Origin of the sequence: Herbidospora daliensis (assembly GCF_001570585.1) — a bacterium.
Taxonomy (GTDB): Bacteria; Actinomycetota; Actinomycetes; order Streptosporangiales; family Streptosporangiaceae; genus Herbidospora; species Herbidospora daliensis.
On sequence record NZ_BBXF01000001.1, the window covers coordinates 824,925 to 841,159 of the forward strand.

A 16,235-nucleotide genomic window follows, 5' to 3' on the forward strand; every position below is an offset into this window, starting at 1 on the left:
CCGAACTGGACAGAACCGGCCACACGTCTTCTGCCACCTCCCCTTTAGGCGTTCACGTTAGTCGCCATTAACATTGACGTCTACCATGGGGGCTTGTGACCACACCTACCCGGAACAGGCGGGCCGAGATCCTCGACGCCGCGGCGGCCCTCTTCGCCGAACGCGGCTTCCACGGGGTCTCCATCGAGGAGATCGGCGCGGCCGTCGGGGTGTCGGGCCCCGCGCTCTACCGCCACTTCCGGGGCAAGGAGGCGCTGCTGACCGAGATCCTGCTCGACATCTCGGGCCGGCTCTCCTCCGCGGGCGCCTCCGCCGCCGCGCTCGATCCGGCCGAGGCGCTGGACGTGCTGCTCAGAGGCCATATCGAGTTCGCCCTCGGCCATCCCGAGCTGATCCGGGTGCACGAGCGGGAACTACACAACGTGCCTCCCGCCGATCAGCGGGCGATTCGGCGGCTTCAGCGGCTCTACGTCGAGGAGTGGGTCTCGGTGGTGCGGGACCTCCATCCGGGGTGCGCGGTGGCCCGGGTGCGGGCCGCGGTGCACGCCGTGTTCGGGCTGCTCAACTCGACGCCCCGCAGCGTCGGAGAGCTGGGGAACGCGGAGATGGCGGGTGTGCTGGAGGCCATGGCCCGGGCGTCGTTGCGGGCTGCTGTTAACGGCCGTTAACGTGCGCCGGGCCGACGCCTTTACAAAGTAGATTTCTTACGTGCGGGTGACGAAGTCGGCCAGCATCCTCACCCGGTCGGCGTGCTTGTCGTGGGCGATGATGATGGGCGGCTCGTTGTAGGCCATCGCGTCGGACGACCTTCGCAGCTTCACGTACTGGCCGCACGCGTCGATGGCGTAGGGTTCCATGTCGTCCTGGAGGGCGCCGATCACGGTGATGCCGTAGGTCTCCCCGATGCGCCGGAACAGGGCCACCGCCTCGCGGCGGTGCTCCTTGCCGAGGTTGCGGCCGAGCTCGTCGAGAACCAGCGTCAGGTGCTTGCCCCCGCTGGAGGCGATGGCCGCCGCGCAGACGAGCTTGACCGCCTTCTCGTCCATCAGCGCCGTGTTGGCCCGCCGGTTGTAGGGCACGAACCCCTGCCCCTCACCGCGCTTCCACTTCGGGATCACCCGCCACGACCAGCGCTGCTCCGGATCGGCCGGGGCGGCCGGGACGGGGAAGTCGAGCGAGGCGCCGTAGCCGCCGTAACCGGTGTCGAGCCGGTCGAACTCCTCGGCCACCCGGGTCAGCCGCGCCCGGATCGCCTCGGTGAGGGTCGCCCGGTGCACGGCGGTCGACTGGGCCGCCTCCTCGGCTCCGCGCGTGGCGGCGGCCAGGTCGCGCCGGCGGGTGGTGATCTGGGTCTCGATCTGGCGGCGCTGGTGGCGTTCGTACTCCTCCTGCGCGCGCAGGTAGGAACCGAGCGCGTTGCACACGGCCTGGAAGGTGGCCAGCTCCTCGGCCGCCCGCCCGTCCTTGCGGGCGGCGATGAGGTAGCCGAGCTCCTCGGGCATCTCGTCGCCGTCGTCGAAGGTGCCGCGCAGCGCGGCGTCGAGATGGCGTTCGGCGGCCCGCCACCACTCGTCGGCGGTCAGCTCGTCGTCGGCGAGCCACTCCTGCGCGCCCTCGACGGTCCCGCCCCAGTCTCTGACGAGCCGGTCGAGCCCGAGCGCAGTCCGCTGGGCCTCGATCCGGGCCGCGCCCGCGCGGGCCTCGTCGCGGCGCGCGGTCAGGGCGTGGCGGCGGCCGTCGAGCCGATCGGCCTCGACGTCGCGGGTGCGGGCCCTGAAGTCGAGCGCGCCGACCTGCTCCTCGGCGGCGTCGAGCGCCGGGGTGAGCTCCCCGGCGGCGGCGGTCAGCTCGGTGAGCCGCTCCCGCTGGGCGTCGAGCCGGGTGGCGAGCTCGGCCAGCCGGTCGGCGGCCTCGGCCCCCTCGACCCGGCGCTCGGCCTGGGCGACCCCGTCTTCGGCCCGCCGCACCGCCGAGGCGGCGGCCTCCTGCGCGGCGACGGCCCGCTCGACGCGTTTGGCGGCGGCCTTGAGACGCGACTCCCGCCCGGTGACCTGCGCCTCGGCGATCCCGACCACGGCCACTCCGGACGAGGAGACCACGACCGAACCGGGGAAGGCGGCCAGGGCCTTGGTTGCGGCGTCCATGTCGGCGGCGTCGACCACCACGGCATCACGGGCAGCGGCGTCACGGGCGTGCTCCGCGGCCGGCGCCGTGCGGACAGCCGCACCGCGGGCCTGACCGGGGCCGCCACCGAGCGTGGCCGGTCGGGCGGAATGGACGCCATCGCGGGCCTGACCGGGGCCACCACCGACCGCATCGGCAGCGAGCATGGTCCGCCCAGCGGAGTCGACGCCATCGCGGGCCTGAACGGGGCCACCACCGACCACGTCGGCAGCGAGCGTGGCCGAGCCGGCGGAGACGACGCCATCGCGGGCCTGAACGGGGCCACCACCGAGCGCGTCGGCGGCGAGCGCGGTCGGTGCGGCGGCCTGGAAGCCGTCGCGGGCCTGAACCGGGCCGCCACCGACCGCGTCGGCGGCGAGCGTGGCTGGTGCGGCGGCCTGGAAGCCGTCGCGGGCCTGTTCCGCGACGTCCAAGGCGTCGAGGAGGCCGGCGGCGGGGATGCCGGCCAGGCCCAGCGCGGTGAGCTGGACGGCGGCCGGTCCGTTCTCGGCGTCGCTGAGGGCGGCCTGGGCGGTCTCGTGTTCGCGGTCGGCGACGCCGAGGGCCTTGAGTGCCTCGGCGTGGACGGTCCGGGCTTCGGCCAGTTCGGCGCGGGCCTGGGCCGGGTCGCGGCCGTCGGCCCTGCGGCGCTGCTCCTCCAGGGCGGGGATCTGGGCGCGGAGCTGGTCGGCGGTGTTCTGGGCGACCGCGCGTTCGGCCTCGACGCGGGCGGCGCTCGCCTGGGCGGCGGCCAGCTCGCGGCGGGCGGTGGCCAGGGCGCGGTCGAGGGAGTCGTCGCGCAGGGCGGCGATCTCGGCCTTGACCTCGGCGATGGCCGACTCGGCCGTCTCGGCGGCGGCGTCGAACTCGGCGCGCTGCGCGGCCAGGGTGCCCTCGGCCTCCGCGGCGTCGGCGACGCGGCGGGCCAGGCGGCCGCGCCAGTGTTTCAGGGCGTCGGCCAGGCGTTCACGAGCCTTGTCGCGGCGGTCGAAGGCGGCCAGCAGATGGCGGGACTCGTCTTCGAACTCGGCCAGGCGCCGCTGGGCGTCTTCGGCCCTGACCCGTTTGGCGTGTTCGTCGCGGCGGGCCTCGCGTTCCTGGTCGAGCTCGGCGTCGAGACCGGTCAGGGCGGCGATAGCCTCGAAGATGCGGTCGGGCGAGATCTCGTTCAGGGGCTGGGAGAGCAGGTTGGTGGCGACCTTGCTGCGTACCGACGTGGAAAGGAAGGAAACGCACCTGACGCGGTCGCCGTAAAGGACCCGGGTCAGGTCGCGGGCGACGACGTCACGCCGCCCGGCGCTCTTGGGCAGCCCCGACCAGATGACGTCGGCATGGGTGACCCGCTCGGCCTCGGAGGCGGCGGTGGCCAGGTGCACCCCCTCGGCCCACCGCACCTCCAGGTGAGGAGCCTCCTGGTTGACCCGCACCCAGACGGTCACCGGCATGCCGGCGGACGGCACGTCGAAGACCCCGACGATGTACCCGTGATCGGCGCTGGCCCACTGCTGGTCGCCATGGGCGGCCAGCTCGGCGTTGAACAGCAGTTCGGAGACGGCCTTCGCCCCCGAGGCGAACCGCCACTGCTCGTCACCGAGCAACGCCGTGATCGCGGCGATGAACGACGACTTCCCGGCCCCGTTGGAGTCCTTCGGCCCGGCCCCCGCGACGACGACGAGCGTGCCCGGCACGATCGGGACGGTGTGGGTCGAAAGCCGCGAGATGTTGACGGCTTGGAAGGCCACCAGCACCCGATCGCCGACGACGTTGTCCTGCGCCGCCCGAACGGGCCGCACATCGTCGATCGGCACGACGACCTGGAACAACCCGGAGGCCCCGGGCTCGCCCGGCTTGTCCCCGCTCAGATCGACGACCTCAGTCATCCCACGCCCTTCTCGAACCGACCAACCCGAAGACATACCTGCGACCGGCCCCCATCACGGGAACCAAACCGCCCGCGACCGGCGCCGGTCGGCGGCCACATGGCCACCTTGCCGGAAACTCGGCACAACGACGCGGCGTGCGTTGGACACCCGCGGCGTCCCCTGGCCGCAAACACCGCGCATTGCGCATCGCGCTTCCCCGGCCTGGGCCACTGGCTCGTGGAGCCCCTCGGTCCGAAGCACCGCGCATCATGCTTTCCGGCCAAAGCCGACGGCTCCTGGCGCCCACGGCCAAAAGCGCCGCGCATCGCGCTTCCCCGGCCAAAACGCCACGCATCGCGCTTTCCCGGCCAAGACGCCACGCATCGCGCTTTCCCGGCGGGGCCACCAGTTCGTGCTGCTCCCCGACCGGAACCCCGCGCATCATGCTCCCTGCTCCAAGGTCACCGGCTCGTGCCGCTCCCCCGCCACCACTCATCGCGCTTCCTCGCCCAAAGCCAACCGCTCGTGGCGCTCCCCGGCCAAAAGCGCCGCGCATCGCGTTTACCTGGCCAAAACGCCACGCATCGTGCTTCCCGACCAGAGCCGACGGCTCGTGCCACTCCCCCGGCCATAGCACCCGCATCAGGCTTCCTCGGCCGGGGCCTGCGGCTCGTGGCGGCGGCGTTTCGCCCTGATGGCCACGGCCAGGGGCGTCTGGGGGCCGGCCGCGAGGATGAGCTCCTCCTGGAGCCGTGCCCGGGCCGCGCGCGTCAGCCGGTGGAACTGGGGGCCCGGTACGTAGCCGCCCGCGCCCTCCTCGTTGGTCTTCTGCTGGGCGATCAGGCCCGCCTGCCGCAGGGAGCGGAGCGCGGCTTCCAGTTCGCCGATGGGCAGCAGGGTGCGGCGGCGTAGTTCCTCGGTCGCGACCGGGTACTGCGACAACCAGGTGTCCTCGCCCAGCAGGCCCTCGGCCCGCGGGATCGCCACCGAGTGGACCAGCACCAGCGCCAGCACCGCCCGTTCGGCCTCGGGCAGGGAGGTGGCCCGGTAGGCGTCGGTGTAGCCGGAGATCCAGGCGTCGCGCCGTTGCTGCAGCACCCGGCCCCGGCGGGCCAGCATCTCCATCAGCGCCCGGCGCAGGGCGGGGTCGCGCAGAGCGGCGAAGCGGGCCTCGTGGACCGGCTCGGCCGCCGTCTCGACCGCCACGAACGCGGCCACCAGTTCGGCCCGCCGCCGCTCGTCGAACGCCCCGAGCAGGTCGGCGAACTCGTCGGGGCCCTCGTCGCGGGCTTCGACGACGGGGGTCAGCTCGCCCGATGGCGGGGGCGCGGCGATGCGGCGCATCAGTTCCCGTAGCTGGACGTGGCCGTCGGCCGTCCAGAGCACGCAGCGCGGCCCGAGCCGGAGGGTGCCGAACCCGGACAAAACAATCCAGCCGGTGTCGTGGAGCCGCCGCAGCGCGCCCACGGCCCAGCTGCGCACCGAGTCGTCGGTGCGCCCGACCATCGTGCGGTAGCAGGCGAGCACGTCGTCGACCGCCGCCCACACCCCCGGCCACGGCTCGGCGTCGAGGTCGGCCCAGCACATGCGCAGGCAGCAGGCCAGCACCCGCCGGGTCTCCCCCGCCCGCTCCACGGGCGCGGCGGCGATCTGGTACTCCTCCAGCAACGAGGGCGACGCCCCGTCGGGCCACACGGGCACCCCGACCTCGCCGACCCGGACGAACCCCGGCGGCACCGCCCCGGTCAGCGCGACCAGCCCGGTCGACCGCGCCTCGGCATGCGCCTCACCCATGGAACCGGCCCGTCACACCACACCCGCTCCGACCGGCCACCACCGCGCCACGACCCGCAGCCCGGCCGAAGACCGTCGCGTCACAACACCGGAACCGCTCAACCGGCCGCAGATCCCCATCAGCCCGACCCAGGATGACCGCCCGGCCACGGCCCGCAAACTGCCCGACCGGCGCCGGGCGCTCATCGACCCGGCTCAAGATCAACGCCTCACGACACGCGGCCCGGCCGAAAGCCTCCCCGTCACAGCCCGCAGACCGCCCGACCGACACCGAACGCTCGTCAACCCGGCTCAAGATCACCGCCTCACGACACGCGGTCCGCCCGGAAGCCGCCCGGTCACGGCCCGCAAACCGCCCGGCCGACACCGGGCGCTCATCGAGCCGGCTCAAGATCACCGCCTCACGACACGCGGCCCGCCCGAAAACCGCCCGGTCACGGCCCGCAGACGGCCCGGCCGGTGCCGGGCGCTCGTCTGCACGGTCGAAGACGGCCCCGTCATCCATCGGTTCGCTCCAGCCTGCCGTGGGACAACCAGCTCGGGTGGCCCGAAGGGTCGGCCGACAACGTGTCGGACCAGGCCAGCCGGTAGGGCGCCTCCGGGTGCAGGTCGGCCGAGGCCAGGTCGGCGAGCACGCGGCGGATCGTCGACCAGTCGCCCCGCAGCACCTCTTCCAAGGCCACCGTGTCCCGGTCGCCGAGCAGCGACTCGGCCACCTCCGTGAAGCGGCCCGGCGCGTTCGCCGCCAATGACGACGACGCGCCCTCGTCGGGCAGGGCCGAGCGTGGTGGTGCGGGGCGGACCGGAACGGGGCGGGGGGCCTCGTCGACCGCGCGGACGATCGCGGCCGGGTCGTGCCAGGGCGCGGCGGCGTCGAAGACGAAGCCGTCGAGGACGGCGGCGAGGCGTTCCCTGGTCGCCGTCTGGGCGAAGGTGCGCCACGTCTCGGCCGGGAGCAGGGTCAGGTTGCGGGTGGTGCCGGCCGAGTCGGCCAGGCGGCCGGCGGCGCGGCGGGAGGCGTCGCTGTAGGCGTAGATGGCCGAGCGGAGGTCGGTGCAGACGCGGTCGAGGTCGGGCCAGCGGGTGAGGATCGTGGTGTGCAGGCTCTGGGCTCTGCGGGCGATCTCCTCGGTGCCCCACAACTTGGGGGCCTGTTCGCGCAGTTCCTCGATGGTGCCGGTGGTCAGGGTGACGAGTTCGAGGGCCCACAGGCGGAAGGCGCGGGCCAGCATGTCGGCCGAGCGGCGGGCCTGTTCCATCGTGGTGCGGGGGCCGGCGACCGTGAGGTCTTCGAGGGCGAGCAGGCGGTGCATCTCGCTCTGGCCGCCGTCGTCCATCATGCGGCGGATGAACATCAGGCCGACGACCGAGGTGAACGACGCGCGGTAACGCAGCTGGTTGGGCTTGGGGAACACCTCACGGATCGCGCCGAGGCCGCGCAGCACGCGGAGCCGGTTCTCGAACTGCTCGACCGGATGGGCGCGGCAGGCGTGGCGCATCTGCTCGTGGGTCAGCCACTCCTCGCCCGCCTCGGCGAACGCCGCGAACAGGGTCTCGGCGATGTCGACCAGGGCGGGGTCGTCGACGACGGCGCCGCTGTCGCGGGCCAGCGCGGCGAACATGCGGCGGTAGGTGACCAGCACCGCCTCGTCGGACAGCGCCGAGTCGAGCGTCTCGGGTAGCACGCGCCCCACCGTAGGGCACCCCTCCGACATTCCGTGTTCCTAGGATCGTTCCGTGAACGATCCATGGCCGAGACGGGCCGCCGCGCAACTTCTCGACCGGCCCCGCACGACCGTGCCGGAGCTGGTGCGGCAGCTTCTGGCCGTACAGGCGCAGGATTCGAGGGCGGCGGCGCTGGCGCTGCGCGCCCGGGGCACCGGGTTCACCAGGCAGGACGTCGAACAGGCGATCCGGGCCAGGGAGATCACCCGGGCCTGGGGGCCGCGCGGCACGCTGCACCTGATCAGGACCGACGACCTGCCCTGGCTGCTGTCGCTCACCCGGCCGTCGACGGCCACCATCGCCCGGCGTCTCAGGCAGCTCGGGGTCACCGGCGACGATTTGGCCGGACGGGTCGAGAAGGCCACCTACGGGCAGGGGCCGCTCACCAAGGCCGAGCTCGGCGAACGGCTGGGGGCCGAAGGGCAGGCGATCATCCATCTGGCCGCGCTGGCGGCGGAGCGGGGGCGGCTGGTGCTCGGGCCCGACCGCGACGGGAAGGCGACCTACGTCCACGCCGCCGACTGGCTGGGCGCGCCGATCGCCTTCGAGCCCGACCGTGACAAGGCGCTGAAGGAGCTCGGGAAACGCTACGCGCACGCACACGCCCCGGCCACACCCGAGGACCTCGCCTACTGGTCGGGGGTGAGCCTGAAAGACGCGCGGCGGGCGCATCATGACGTACCGGAGAAAGAACCCTGGGAAGGAACCCGGCTGGTGCCCGCCTTCGATGAGTTTCTGCTCGGGTGGAAGGAACGTGCCCCGATGACCGTTCCAACGGCCGTGATCGTGCCGGGCGGGGGAATGATCCGCCCGGCCGTTGTCAAGGACGGGAAGATCGTCGGGACGTGGTCGCTCGGCGGAAATGATCTGGAAATTCCCGTCGATCAGGAAATCGCGGACATCGCGAATTTCCTTCACATCACCAGCAAATAGCCGCCATATCCCAATGCCACCACGGACACCACGAAAAACAGAAACACCCATAACGCGCCGGGGACCCGCGTTAGCCGGGCGAGCTGGTCGGCGTCGGAGTCGGGGGCCCGGCCGCGCCGCCGTTTGCGCTGCAGTTCGAGGATCGGCCGCACCCCGCCGAGCATGAGGAACCAGGCCGCGCCGTAGGCCACCACGCCCTGGATGTCGGGCGTGGCCAGCCACGACACGCAGAAGACCGCGCCGCCGACGGCCAGCAGCGAGACCACCCCGAACACGTTCCTGATCAGCAGGAGCATGCAGGTGAGCAGCACGAGCACCAGCCAGAGCAGCAGCGTGACGTGGCCGGCGTCGGTCAGCCACGCGGCGCCCAGCCCGACGAGCGAGGGGGCGATGTAGCCGGCCGCGGCCGTCAGCACCATGCCCGGACCCGTCGGACGGCCGCGCGTCAGCGTCACCCCCGAGGTGTCGGAGTGGAGCCGGATGCCGCGCAGCTTGCGCCGGGTCAGCACCGCCATCAGGGCGTGGCCGCCCTCGTGGGCGATCGTGATCAGGCCGCGCGACAGATGCCAGGTCTGCGGATAGGCCACGATGCCGAACGCCACGACTCCCGCGACGGCGATCACCCACAGCGGCGGCGCCGGATGGGTGTCGATCAGCTGGTTCCAGAGGGCTTTCAGGGGGCCACCTCCCGGGAGAAGCCTAGGGGCTTCGGCGCCTCAGAGGATTGATCCGGGTATGGAGGGATAACGTCACCCTGTGGCAAAGCTGCGAATGCGGACCTGGATGAGACGAGACGCCTCCCCCGAGGCCTCGATGGACCCCCGTAAGCCTGAAGACGCGCTGGTCAGACAGAGCGTCATCGACAACGCGATCTACCTGAACGGGCACCGGATCGACTCACCCCTGTCCCTCGCGGGCGCGTTCGCCTCGCTGCGCGCCAACCCGGGGTCGATGGCGTGGATAGGGCTCTATCGCCCCGAGGACACCGAACTGCTCAAGGTCGCCGAGGAGTTCGGGCTGCACGACCTCGCCATCGAGGACGCCATCGTGGCCCACCAGCGGCCCAAGGCCGACCGCTACGGCGACACCCTGTTCATGGTGCTGCGGGCCGCCAACTACCTCGACGCCGAGGAGGAGGTCGCCTTCGGCGAGCTGCACATCTTCCTCGGCCCCGACTTCGTGATCACCGTCCGCCACAGCGAGGCCCCCGACCTGTCGCTGGTCCGCAAGCGCATGGAGAACGACCCCGACCTGCTCCGCCAGGGTCCGCAGGCGGTCCTGTACGCCATCCTCGACGCCGTCGTCGACGCCTACGCCCCCGTGGTCGCCGGCCTGCAGAACGACATCGACGAGATCGAGGTGCAGGTCTTCGGCGGCGACCCGGCGGCCCCCCGGCGCATCTACGAGTTGTCGCGCGAGGTCATCGAGTTCCAGCGGGCCACCCTGCCGCTCACCCAGATGCTCGACGGGTTCATCCAGCACGCCCCCAAGTTCGGCGTCGACGAGGAGCTGCAGAGCTACCTGCGCGACGTGGCCGACCATGCGATCACCGTCACCGAGCGGGTGGCCGGGTTCCGGCAGATGCTCCAGGACATCCTGATCGTCAACTCGACCCTGGTCAGCCAGGCGCAGAACGAGGAGATGACCAAGCTCACCGGCGCCAGCATCGCCCAGGGCGACGAGGTCAAGAAGATCTCGGCGTGGGCGGCCATCCTGTTCGCCCCCACCCTGGTCGGCACGATCTACGGGATGAACTTCGACCACATGCCCGAGCTGCACTGGGCGTTCGGCTACCCGTTCGCGGTGCTGCTCATGGGGTGCGTCTGCCTGACGCTCTACATCGTGTTCAAGCGCCGCGACTGGTTGTAAATCCGTCGACACGTCCGACTATCGAGATATATCTTTGAGAATATCTAGATAGTCGGAGGTTGAGTCATGCCCGCTCCCCCCATACCGTCGCTCCTGCAGATCAGGCGCGGCAACGTCCGGGCGGCGCTGCTCGCGCTGCTCGCCGAGGAGCCCCGCAACGGCCACCAGATGATTGAGGAGATCGCCCGCCGCAGCGGCGGGCTCTGGCGGCCCTCCCCCGGGTCGGTCTACCCGTCGCTCCAGCAGCTGGAGGACGAGGGCCTGGTCGCCGCCGGGGAGTCGGCCGGCGCCCGCGTCTACCGGCTGACCGACGAGGGCCGCGCGGCGGCCGGCAGCCGTACCGGACCCGAACCCTGGACCGAGGTGGCCCAGGGGATGACCGAAGACCGCCACGAGATGCGGCTGCTCTGGGGCCAGCTCGCCGAGGCGTTCATCCACCTCACCCACGTCGCCACCGACGAGCAGGTGGCCCAGACGAAGAAGCTGCTGAAGAGCACCCGCCGCGAGATGTTCCGCATCCTGGCCGGCGACGACGACGAGGACGGAGATCGATGAACGCCGTCGAGGTCACCGGATTGGAGAAGTCCTACGGCAAGGTCGACGCGGTCAAGGGCATCGACTTCACGGTCGCGCACGGCGAGGTGTTCGGCTTCCTCGGCCCCAACGGCGCCGGCAAGTCGACCACGATCAGCATGCTCTGCACCCTGATCAACCCCACCGGCGGATCGGCCCGGGTGGCCGGTCACGACGTCGTCAGGGAACGCGACGACGTGCGCCGCAACATCGGCCTGGTCTTCCAGGACCCCACGCTCGACTCCTACCTCACCGCCGAGCAGAACCTCCGTTTCCACGCCGAGCTCTACGGCGTGCCCAAGCCGGTCGTGCACGACCGGCTGAAGCAGGTCATGGAGATGGTGGCCCTGTGGGACCGCCGCGACAGCAAGGTGCAGACCTTCTCCGGCGGCATGAAGCGCCGCCTGGAGATCGCCCGCGGGCTGCTCCACTCCCCCCGCGTGTTGTTCCTCGACGAGCCCACGGTCGGGCTCGACCCGCAGACCCGCTCGGCCATCTGGGGCTACATCAACGAGCTGCGCCGGACCGAGGACATCACGATCTTCATGACCACCCACTACATGGACGAGGCCGAGTACTGCGACCGCATCGCGATCATCGACCACGGTGAGATCGTCGTCATCGACTCCCCCGAGGCGCTGAAGGCCAGCGTCGGCAAGGACCGGGTGCAGATCCACACCACCGACGACCAGGCCGCCATCGCGGCCCTGAAGGAACGGTTCGACCTCGACGCCGGCGTCCACGACGGCGCGGTGACCTTCGCGGTGGCCTCAGGAGAGGAGTTCGTGCCGAGACTGTTCGCCGAACTCGGGCTGCCGATCACCGGGGTCAGCGTGCACCGGCCCACGCTCGACGACGTGTTCATGAACTACACCGGCTCCACGATCCGCGACGCCGAAGAGGAGTCGGGCGGGATGAACCAGATGATGAGAGCGAGGTTGCGCCGATGACGGCGACCGAGATCGCGTCGGTACGACTGCCCACGGGCGGCCTGGCCCACGACGTGCGCGCCGTGAAGGTCGTGCTGCGCCGGGAGATGCTGCGGTTCGTCAACGACCACACGCGGCTGGTGTCGTCGCTGGCCCAGCCGATCCTGTTCCTGTTCGTGCTCGGTACGGGTCTGGGCTCCATCGTCGGGAACGCCATCCCCGGCCTCGACTACCGCACCTTCATCTACCCGGGCGTGCTCGCCATGACGGTGATCACGACCGCCATGTTCTCGGCCGCCTCGATCGTGTGGGACCGCGAGTTCGGGTTCCTGCGCGAGATGCTGGTCGCGCCGGTCAGCCGGGGCGCGATCGTGCTCGGCAAGTGCCTGGGCGGGGCGATCGTGGCCACCGCGCAGGGCCTGATCATCCTGGCCATGGCCGGGCTGGTCGGGGTGCCCTACGACCCCGTCCTGATCGTCACTCTGATGGCCGAGATGCTGCTGGCGGCGTTCACGATCACCGCGTTCGGCACGCTGCTGGCCGCCGGGATGAAGAACATGCAGACCTTCTTCGGCATCATGCAGATGGCGATCATGCCGATGATCTTCCTGTCGGGCGCGATGTACCCCCTGGCCAACCTCCCGGCCTGGCTGCACGTCCTGACGGTGGTCAACCCGCTGACCTACGCCGTCGACCCGATGCGCGAGGCCGTCTTCGCCCACCTGACCGTGGAACCCCACGTCATGGCCCTGCTGAACCCCGGCATCCGCTGGTTCGACTGGCGGCTGCCGGTCTGGTTCGAGCTGGTCATCGTGGCGGTGATCGGGTTCGTGCTGCTCCAGCTCGCGGTCGCGCGGTTCCGGCGTACCGAATAACAAGCACGCGAAAGAGCCCGGGACGCGTGGGGTGTCCCGGGCTCTCTCATGTACGGGTGTTACTTGACGAGCACCCAGTCGGACTTGCTGCTGCTGGGCTTGGTGTCCTTGTCGCCCGCGAAGACGACCTTCCAGTCACCCGACGCCTTGGCCGTGGCCGTGGTCGAGAACTCGCCGGAGCCGTCGGTCCACGCGGTCTTCACGTAGACCCACTTGCCCGACTTCGCCTTGAACCAGACGCTGACCTTGGACTTGTAGCCGTCCCAGCGGCCGTGGTCCCAGGTCTGCAGCTCGCCGGTGAGGGAGAGCTTCTTGCCCTTCTTCACCGGTTCGGGGGAGGCGTTGAAGTCGACGAGACGACTGGCGGCGTCGTGCTTCGGCGGCCTCGGGCGGAAGACGGTGACCTGGTCACTGTCGCTGCTCGAACCGTGGGTGAAGCCCTTGACGCCGTCGTACTCGGCCTTCCACCAGCCCGACTTCAGGGCCTTGACGCGGACCGAGAAGTCACCACGCCAGTTGGTGCGGTCCCAGGCGACGGTCTTCCAGCGCCAGGAGCCCTTCTCCTTGAACAGGATCTTGACCCGCTGGTTCTTCAGGCCGTCGTGGCCCTTCGAACCGTGGATGACGAGCCGGCCCGACACGGTCAGGGCGTGTCCGAACTTGGCCGGCTCGGGGCCGGCGCCGAACCTGACGATGTCGGTCGACCAGACCTGGATCACCTTGAAGTCCTTGGAGGCTTCGGTGGTGCCGGTCTCGTTGCCCGCCTTGATGGAGAGCTTCCAGTCGCCGGCGGACTCGCCGCGGCCGAACGAGAAGGTCCCGGTGTACTTGCCGTCCGGGGTCCCGGTCGGGGCGGTCAGGGTCAGCGCCCTGGCGTGACCGTGCCGGGGCGCGATCGAGGCCTCGACCTTGTCCGCCTCCTTGCCCACGACGAAGGAGAACGTCGCGGTGACCTTGTCACGGCTGGTCACGACCACGGGACTGGGGTTGATCGTGATGTCGGACACGGTCGGCTTCTCCGCCGTGGAGGCGTTCGCCGCGGTGCCGGTGACTAATCCCACCGACGCCACGGCAGCCGCGAGAATCACGGCGCTGATGCGTTTCAACATGCGGGTTTTTTCCTTCCCCGTGTGTGTCGAACGCGACGTGAGGGTGCCGCGCTTTTGCCTTTCTAGTAGACGGCTTTTGCGGCGGAATGGTTTGATCTCCTGACATGTTGTGATGAAAACTTGTCAAATCGGGCCGGACTGCGCAAGGGGCGGGACGGCACGCACGAGGTGACGACATAATCGGGCATGTGGCGCGGGACACTGTTGAGACGCATTTCGCCGAGGTCGTCGGGGCGCTTCGCCCCCCGGCTCAGAAGGGAGACCCGGAGCGTCCAGTTCGTCTAGGTTCACCACTGACCGGCAAACAGGCCAGAAAGGTGTACGACGCCCAGCTGGCCAGCCGCCTCTGCGATGTGGCCGCGCGCTGGATGCGCGAGAACGACCTGGGCTACTACACGATCGGCTCGGCCGGCCACGAGGGCAACGCGGCCGTCGCCCTGGCGGTGCGGGCCACCGACCCGGCGCTGCTCCACTACCGGTCGGGGGCGTTCTACCTGGCCCGGTCGTCGCAGGCGGGCCGGGTCGCCAACGAGGGGCTGCGCGACATCCTGCTCGGCCTGGCCGCCTCGTCCGAGGAACCGATCGCGGGCGGGCGGCACAAGGTCTTCGGCCATCCGTCCCTGGCGGTGATCCCGCAGACGTCCACGATCGCCAGCCATCTGCCGCGCGCGGTCGGCGTGGCGTTCGCGATCGAGCGGGGCCGCCAGCTCGGCGCGCCCGGCCCGTGGGCCCCCGACTCCATCGCGGTGTGCAGCTTCGGCGACGCCTCGGTCAACCACGCCAGCGCCCTGTCGGGCTTCAACACGGCCGCCTACGGCGCCTACCGGGGCCTGTCGCTGCCGGTCCTGTTCGTCTGCGAGGACAACGGCATCGGCATCAGCGTCCGCACCCCTCCCGGCTGGGTCGAGGCGTCGCGGCAGTCGCTGATCGAGTACTTCACCGCCGACGGCTCCGACGTCGCCGAGACCTACGAGGCCGCGCGCAAGGCCGCGGCCCACGTGCGCGAGAACCGCTCCCCCGCCTACCTCCACCTGAAGACGGTCCGCCTGATGGGCCACGCCGGCTCCGACGTCGAGATCGGCTACCGCACCCGCCGCGAGATGACCGCCGACCTCGCGCACGACCCGCTCGTGGCGACCGCCCGGCTCCTGGTCGAGGCCGGCCTGGAGACCCCCGAGGGTCTTCTCTCCCGGTACGAGGCCGAGCGCGACCACGTGCTCAAGCTCGCGGCCGAAGCCGGCCGCCGCCCGAAGCTGACCAGCCCCCACGAGATCATGGCCCCGATCTCCCCCCGCGACCCGCAGCGCGCCGCGACGGAGTCGGCCAAGGCCCCGAAGGGCCGCGAGGAGCTCTTCCGCACCCTCCCCGAAGACGAGGGCCGCCTCACCCTGGCCCAGGCGATCAACCGCACCCTCGCCGACCAGATGCTCGACGACCCCGGCCTGATCGTCTTCGGCGAGGACGTCGCCCGCAAGGGCGGCGTCTACGGCGTCACCCGCGGCCTGGTGCGCCAGTTCGGCACCGAGCGCGTCTTCGACACCCTCCTCGACGAACAGGCGATCCTCGGGCTGGCCCTGGGTTCGGGCGTCTCGGGCCTGACCCCGGTCCCCGAGATCCAATACCTGGCCTACCTGCACAACGCCCTCGACCAGATCCGCGGCGAGGCGTCGTCGCTGAGCTTCTTCTCCCAGGGCGCGTACAAGAACCCGCTGGTGGTGCGGGTGCCGGGCCTCGCCTACCAGAAGGGCTTCGGCGGCCACTTCCACAACGACAACTCCGTCGCCGCCCTCCGCGACATCCCCGGCCTGGTCGTCGCCGCCCCCGCCCGCCCCGACGACGCGGCCGCGATGCTCCGCACCTGCCTGGCCACCGCCCGCGCCCAGGGCACGGTCTGCGTCTTCCTCGAACCGATCGCGCTCTACCACACGCGCGACCTGTTCGACGAGGGCGACAACGGCTGGCTGGCCCCCTACGCCCCGCCGTCACGCTGGGCGGAGACCCACGTGCCGGTGGGCCGCGCCCGCTCCTACGGCGACGGCCGCGACCTGACGATCGTCACCTTCGGCAACGGCCTGCGCATGAGCCTGCGCGCGGCGGTCAGGCTGACGCAGGAGGAGAAGAGCTGCCGCGTCCTCGACCTGCGCTGGTTGTCCCCCCTCCCGATCGACGACCTGATGCGCTCGGCCGAACTGACCGGCAACGTCCTGATAGCCGACGAGACCCGCCGGACGGGCGGCGTGTCGGAGGCGATCGTGACGGCGCTGATCGACAACGGCTTCACGGGGCGGATCGCCCGGGTGACGTCGCAGGACAGCTTCGTGCCCCTGGGCGCGGCCGCGGAACAGGTGCTGCTGAGCGAGCAGGAGATCGAGCACGCCGCCCACAAACTCCTCTCCTGACACG

The 16,235-nt window shown here is 71.1% G+C and carries 12 protein-coding genes; 7 read left to right on the top strand and 5 right to left on the bottom strand.

Going from position 1 to position 16,235, the window contains the following annotated elements; all coding sequences use genetic code 11:
- Window positions 1–95: 95 nt before the first annotated feature.
- Window positions 96–668 (top strand): TetR/AcrR family transcriptional regulator, encoded by a 573-nt coding sequence (locus AW274_RS03130; RefSeq protein ID WP_062429139.1) that lies wholly within the window; start codon window positions 96–98, stop codon window positions 666–668.
- A gap of 36 nt (window positions 669–704) precedes the next feature.
- Here the strand turns inward: AW274_RS03130 and AW274_RS03135 are convergent, their stop codons facing one another.
- From AW274_RS03135 to AW274_RS03150, 3 genes are all read right to left on the bottom strand, one after another.
- A complete protein-coding gene (locus AW274_RS03135; RefSeq protein ID WP_063813059.1) occupies window positions 705–4,043 on the bottom strand; it encodes a coiled-coil domain-containing protein in 3,339 nt (1,112 codons plus the stop codon).
- Between the two features lie 624 nt (window positions 4,044–4,667).
- The gene (locus AW274_RS41720; protein WP_232319953.1) at window positions 4,668–5,819 is read right to left on the bottom strand and encodes a hypothetical protein; all 1,152 of its coding nucleotides are present in this window, start codon (window positions 5,817–5,819) and stop codon (window positions 4,668–4,670) included.
- 497 nt (window positions 5,820–6,316) lie between these two features.
- Window positions 6,317–7,504 (bottom strand): hypothetical protein, encoded by a 1,188-nt coding sequence (locus AW274_RS03150; protein WP_232319954.1) that lies wholly within the window; start codon window positions 7,502–7,504, stop codon window positions 6,317–6,319.
- Between the two features lie 52 nt (window positions 7,505–7,556).
- On the opposite strand from AW274_RS03150, the gene AW274_RS03155 reads away from it, so the two are divergent.
- Window positions 7,557–8,477 (top strand): winged helix DNA-binding domain-containing protein, encoded by a 921-nt coding sequence (locus AW274_RS03155; RefSeq protein WP_083973795.1) that lies wholly within the window; start codon window positions 7,557–7,559, stop codon window positions 8,475–8,477.
- On the opposite strand, the gene AW274_RS03160 is transcribed toward AW274_RS03155, so the two are convergent.
- Complete coding sequence (locus tag AW274_RS03160) at window positions 8,459–9,154, bottom strand: M50 family metallopeptidase (RefSeq protein ID WP_062429143.1); 696 nt, start codon at window positions 9,152–9,154, stop codon at window positions 8,459–8,461. The genes AW274_RS03155 and AW274_RS03160 overlap by 19 nt on opposite strands.
- A 79-nt stretch (window positions 9,155–9,233) precedes the next feature.
- On the opposite strand from AW274_RS03160, the gene AW274_RS03165 reads away from it, so the two are divergent.
- From AW274_RS03165 to AW274_RS03180, 4 genes are all read left to right on the top strand, one after another.
- Window positions 9,234–10,346 (top strand): magnesium and cobalt transport protein CorA, encoded by a 1,113-nt coding sequence (locus tag AW274_RS03165; protein ID WP_232319956.1) that lies wholly within the window; start codon window positions 9,234–9,236, stop codon window positions 10,344–10,346.
- 66 nt (window positions 10,347–10,412) lie between these two features.
- Window positions 10,413–10,901, top strand: a complete 489-nt coding sequence (locus AW274_RS03170) for a PadR family transcriptional regulator (RefSeq protein ID WP_062429147.1) — start codon at window positions 10,413–10,415, stop codon at window positions 10,899–10,901.
- A complete protein-coding gene (locus AW274_RS03175; RefSeq protein WP_062429149.1) occupies window positions 10,898–11,869 on the top strand; it encodes an ATP-binding cassette domain-containing protein in 972 nt (323 codons plus the stop codon). The genes AW274_RS03170 and AW274_RS03175 overlap by 4 nt, the downstream gene beginning before the upstream one ends.
- Window positions 11,866–12,723 carry an ABC transporter permease gene (locus tag AW274_RS03180; protein WP_062429151.1) on the top strand — a complete coding sequence of 286 codons (858 nt, stop codon included), beginning with the start codon at window positions 11,866–11,868 and terminating at the stop codon, window positions 12,721–12,723. The genes AW274_RS03175 and AW274_RS03180 overlap by 4 nt, the downstream gene beginning before the upstream one ends.
- A gap of 59 nt (window positions 12,724–12,782) precedes the next feature.
- Here the strand turns inward: AW274_RS03180 and AW274_RS03185 are convergent, their stop codons facing one another.
- The gene (locus AW274_RS03185; protein WP_062429153.1) at window positions 12,783–13,832 is read right to left on the bottom strand and encodes a hypothetical protein; all 1,050 of its coding nucleotides are present in this window, start codon (window positions 13,830–13,832) and stop codon (window positions 12,783–12,785) included.
- A 317-nt stretch (window positions 13,833–14,149) separates the two neighbouring features.
- Between AW274_RS03185 and AW274_RS03190 the strand changes: the two genes are divergently transcribed.
- On the top strand, window positions 14,150–16,231 hold the full coding sequence (locus AW274_RS03190) for a thiamine pyrophosphate-dependent enzyme (RefSeq protein ID WP_232319957.1): 2,082 nt from the start codon (window positions 14,150–14,152) through the stop codon (window positions 16,229–16,231).
- The last annotated feature ends 4 nt before the right edge of the window (window positions 16,232–16,235 follow it).

Bases quoted from the DNA above. Each gene is read 5' to 3' on its own strand.
- AW274_RS03170 (WP_062429147.1), top strand. From the start codon at position 10,413: ATGCCCGCTCCCCCCATACCGTCGCTCCTGCAGATCAGGCGCGGCAAC.
- AW274_RS41720 (WP_232319953.1), bottom strand. From the start codon at position 5,819: ATGGGTGAGGCGCATGCCGAGGCGCGGTCGACCGGGCTGGTCGCGCTG.
- AW274_RS03180 (WP_062429151.1), top strand. From the start codon at position 11,866: ATGACGGCGACCGAGATCGCGTCGGTACGACTGCCCACGGGCGGCCTG.
- AW274_RS03185 (WP_062429153.1), bottom strand. From the start codon at position 13,832: ATGTTGAAACGCATCAGCGCCGTGATTCTCGCGGCTGCCGTGGCGTCG.
- AW274_RS03175 (WP_062429149.1), top strand. From the start codon at position 10,898: ATGAACGCCGTCGAGGTCACCGGATTGGAGAAGTCCTACGGCAAGGTC.
- AW274_RS03135 (WP_063813059.1), bottom strand. From the start codon at position 4,043: ATGACTGAGGTCGTCGATCTGAGCGGGGACAAGCCGGGCGAGCCCGGG.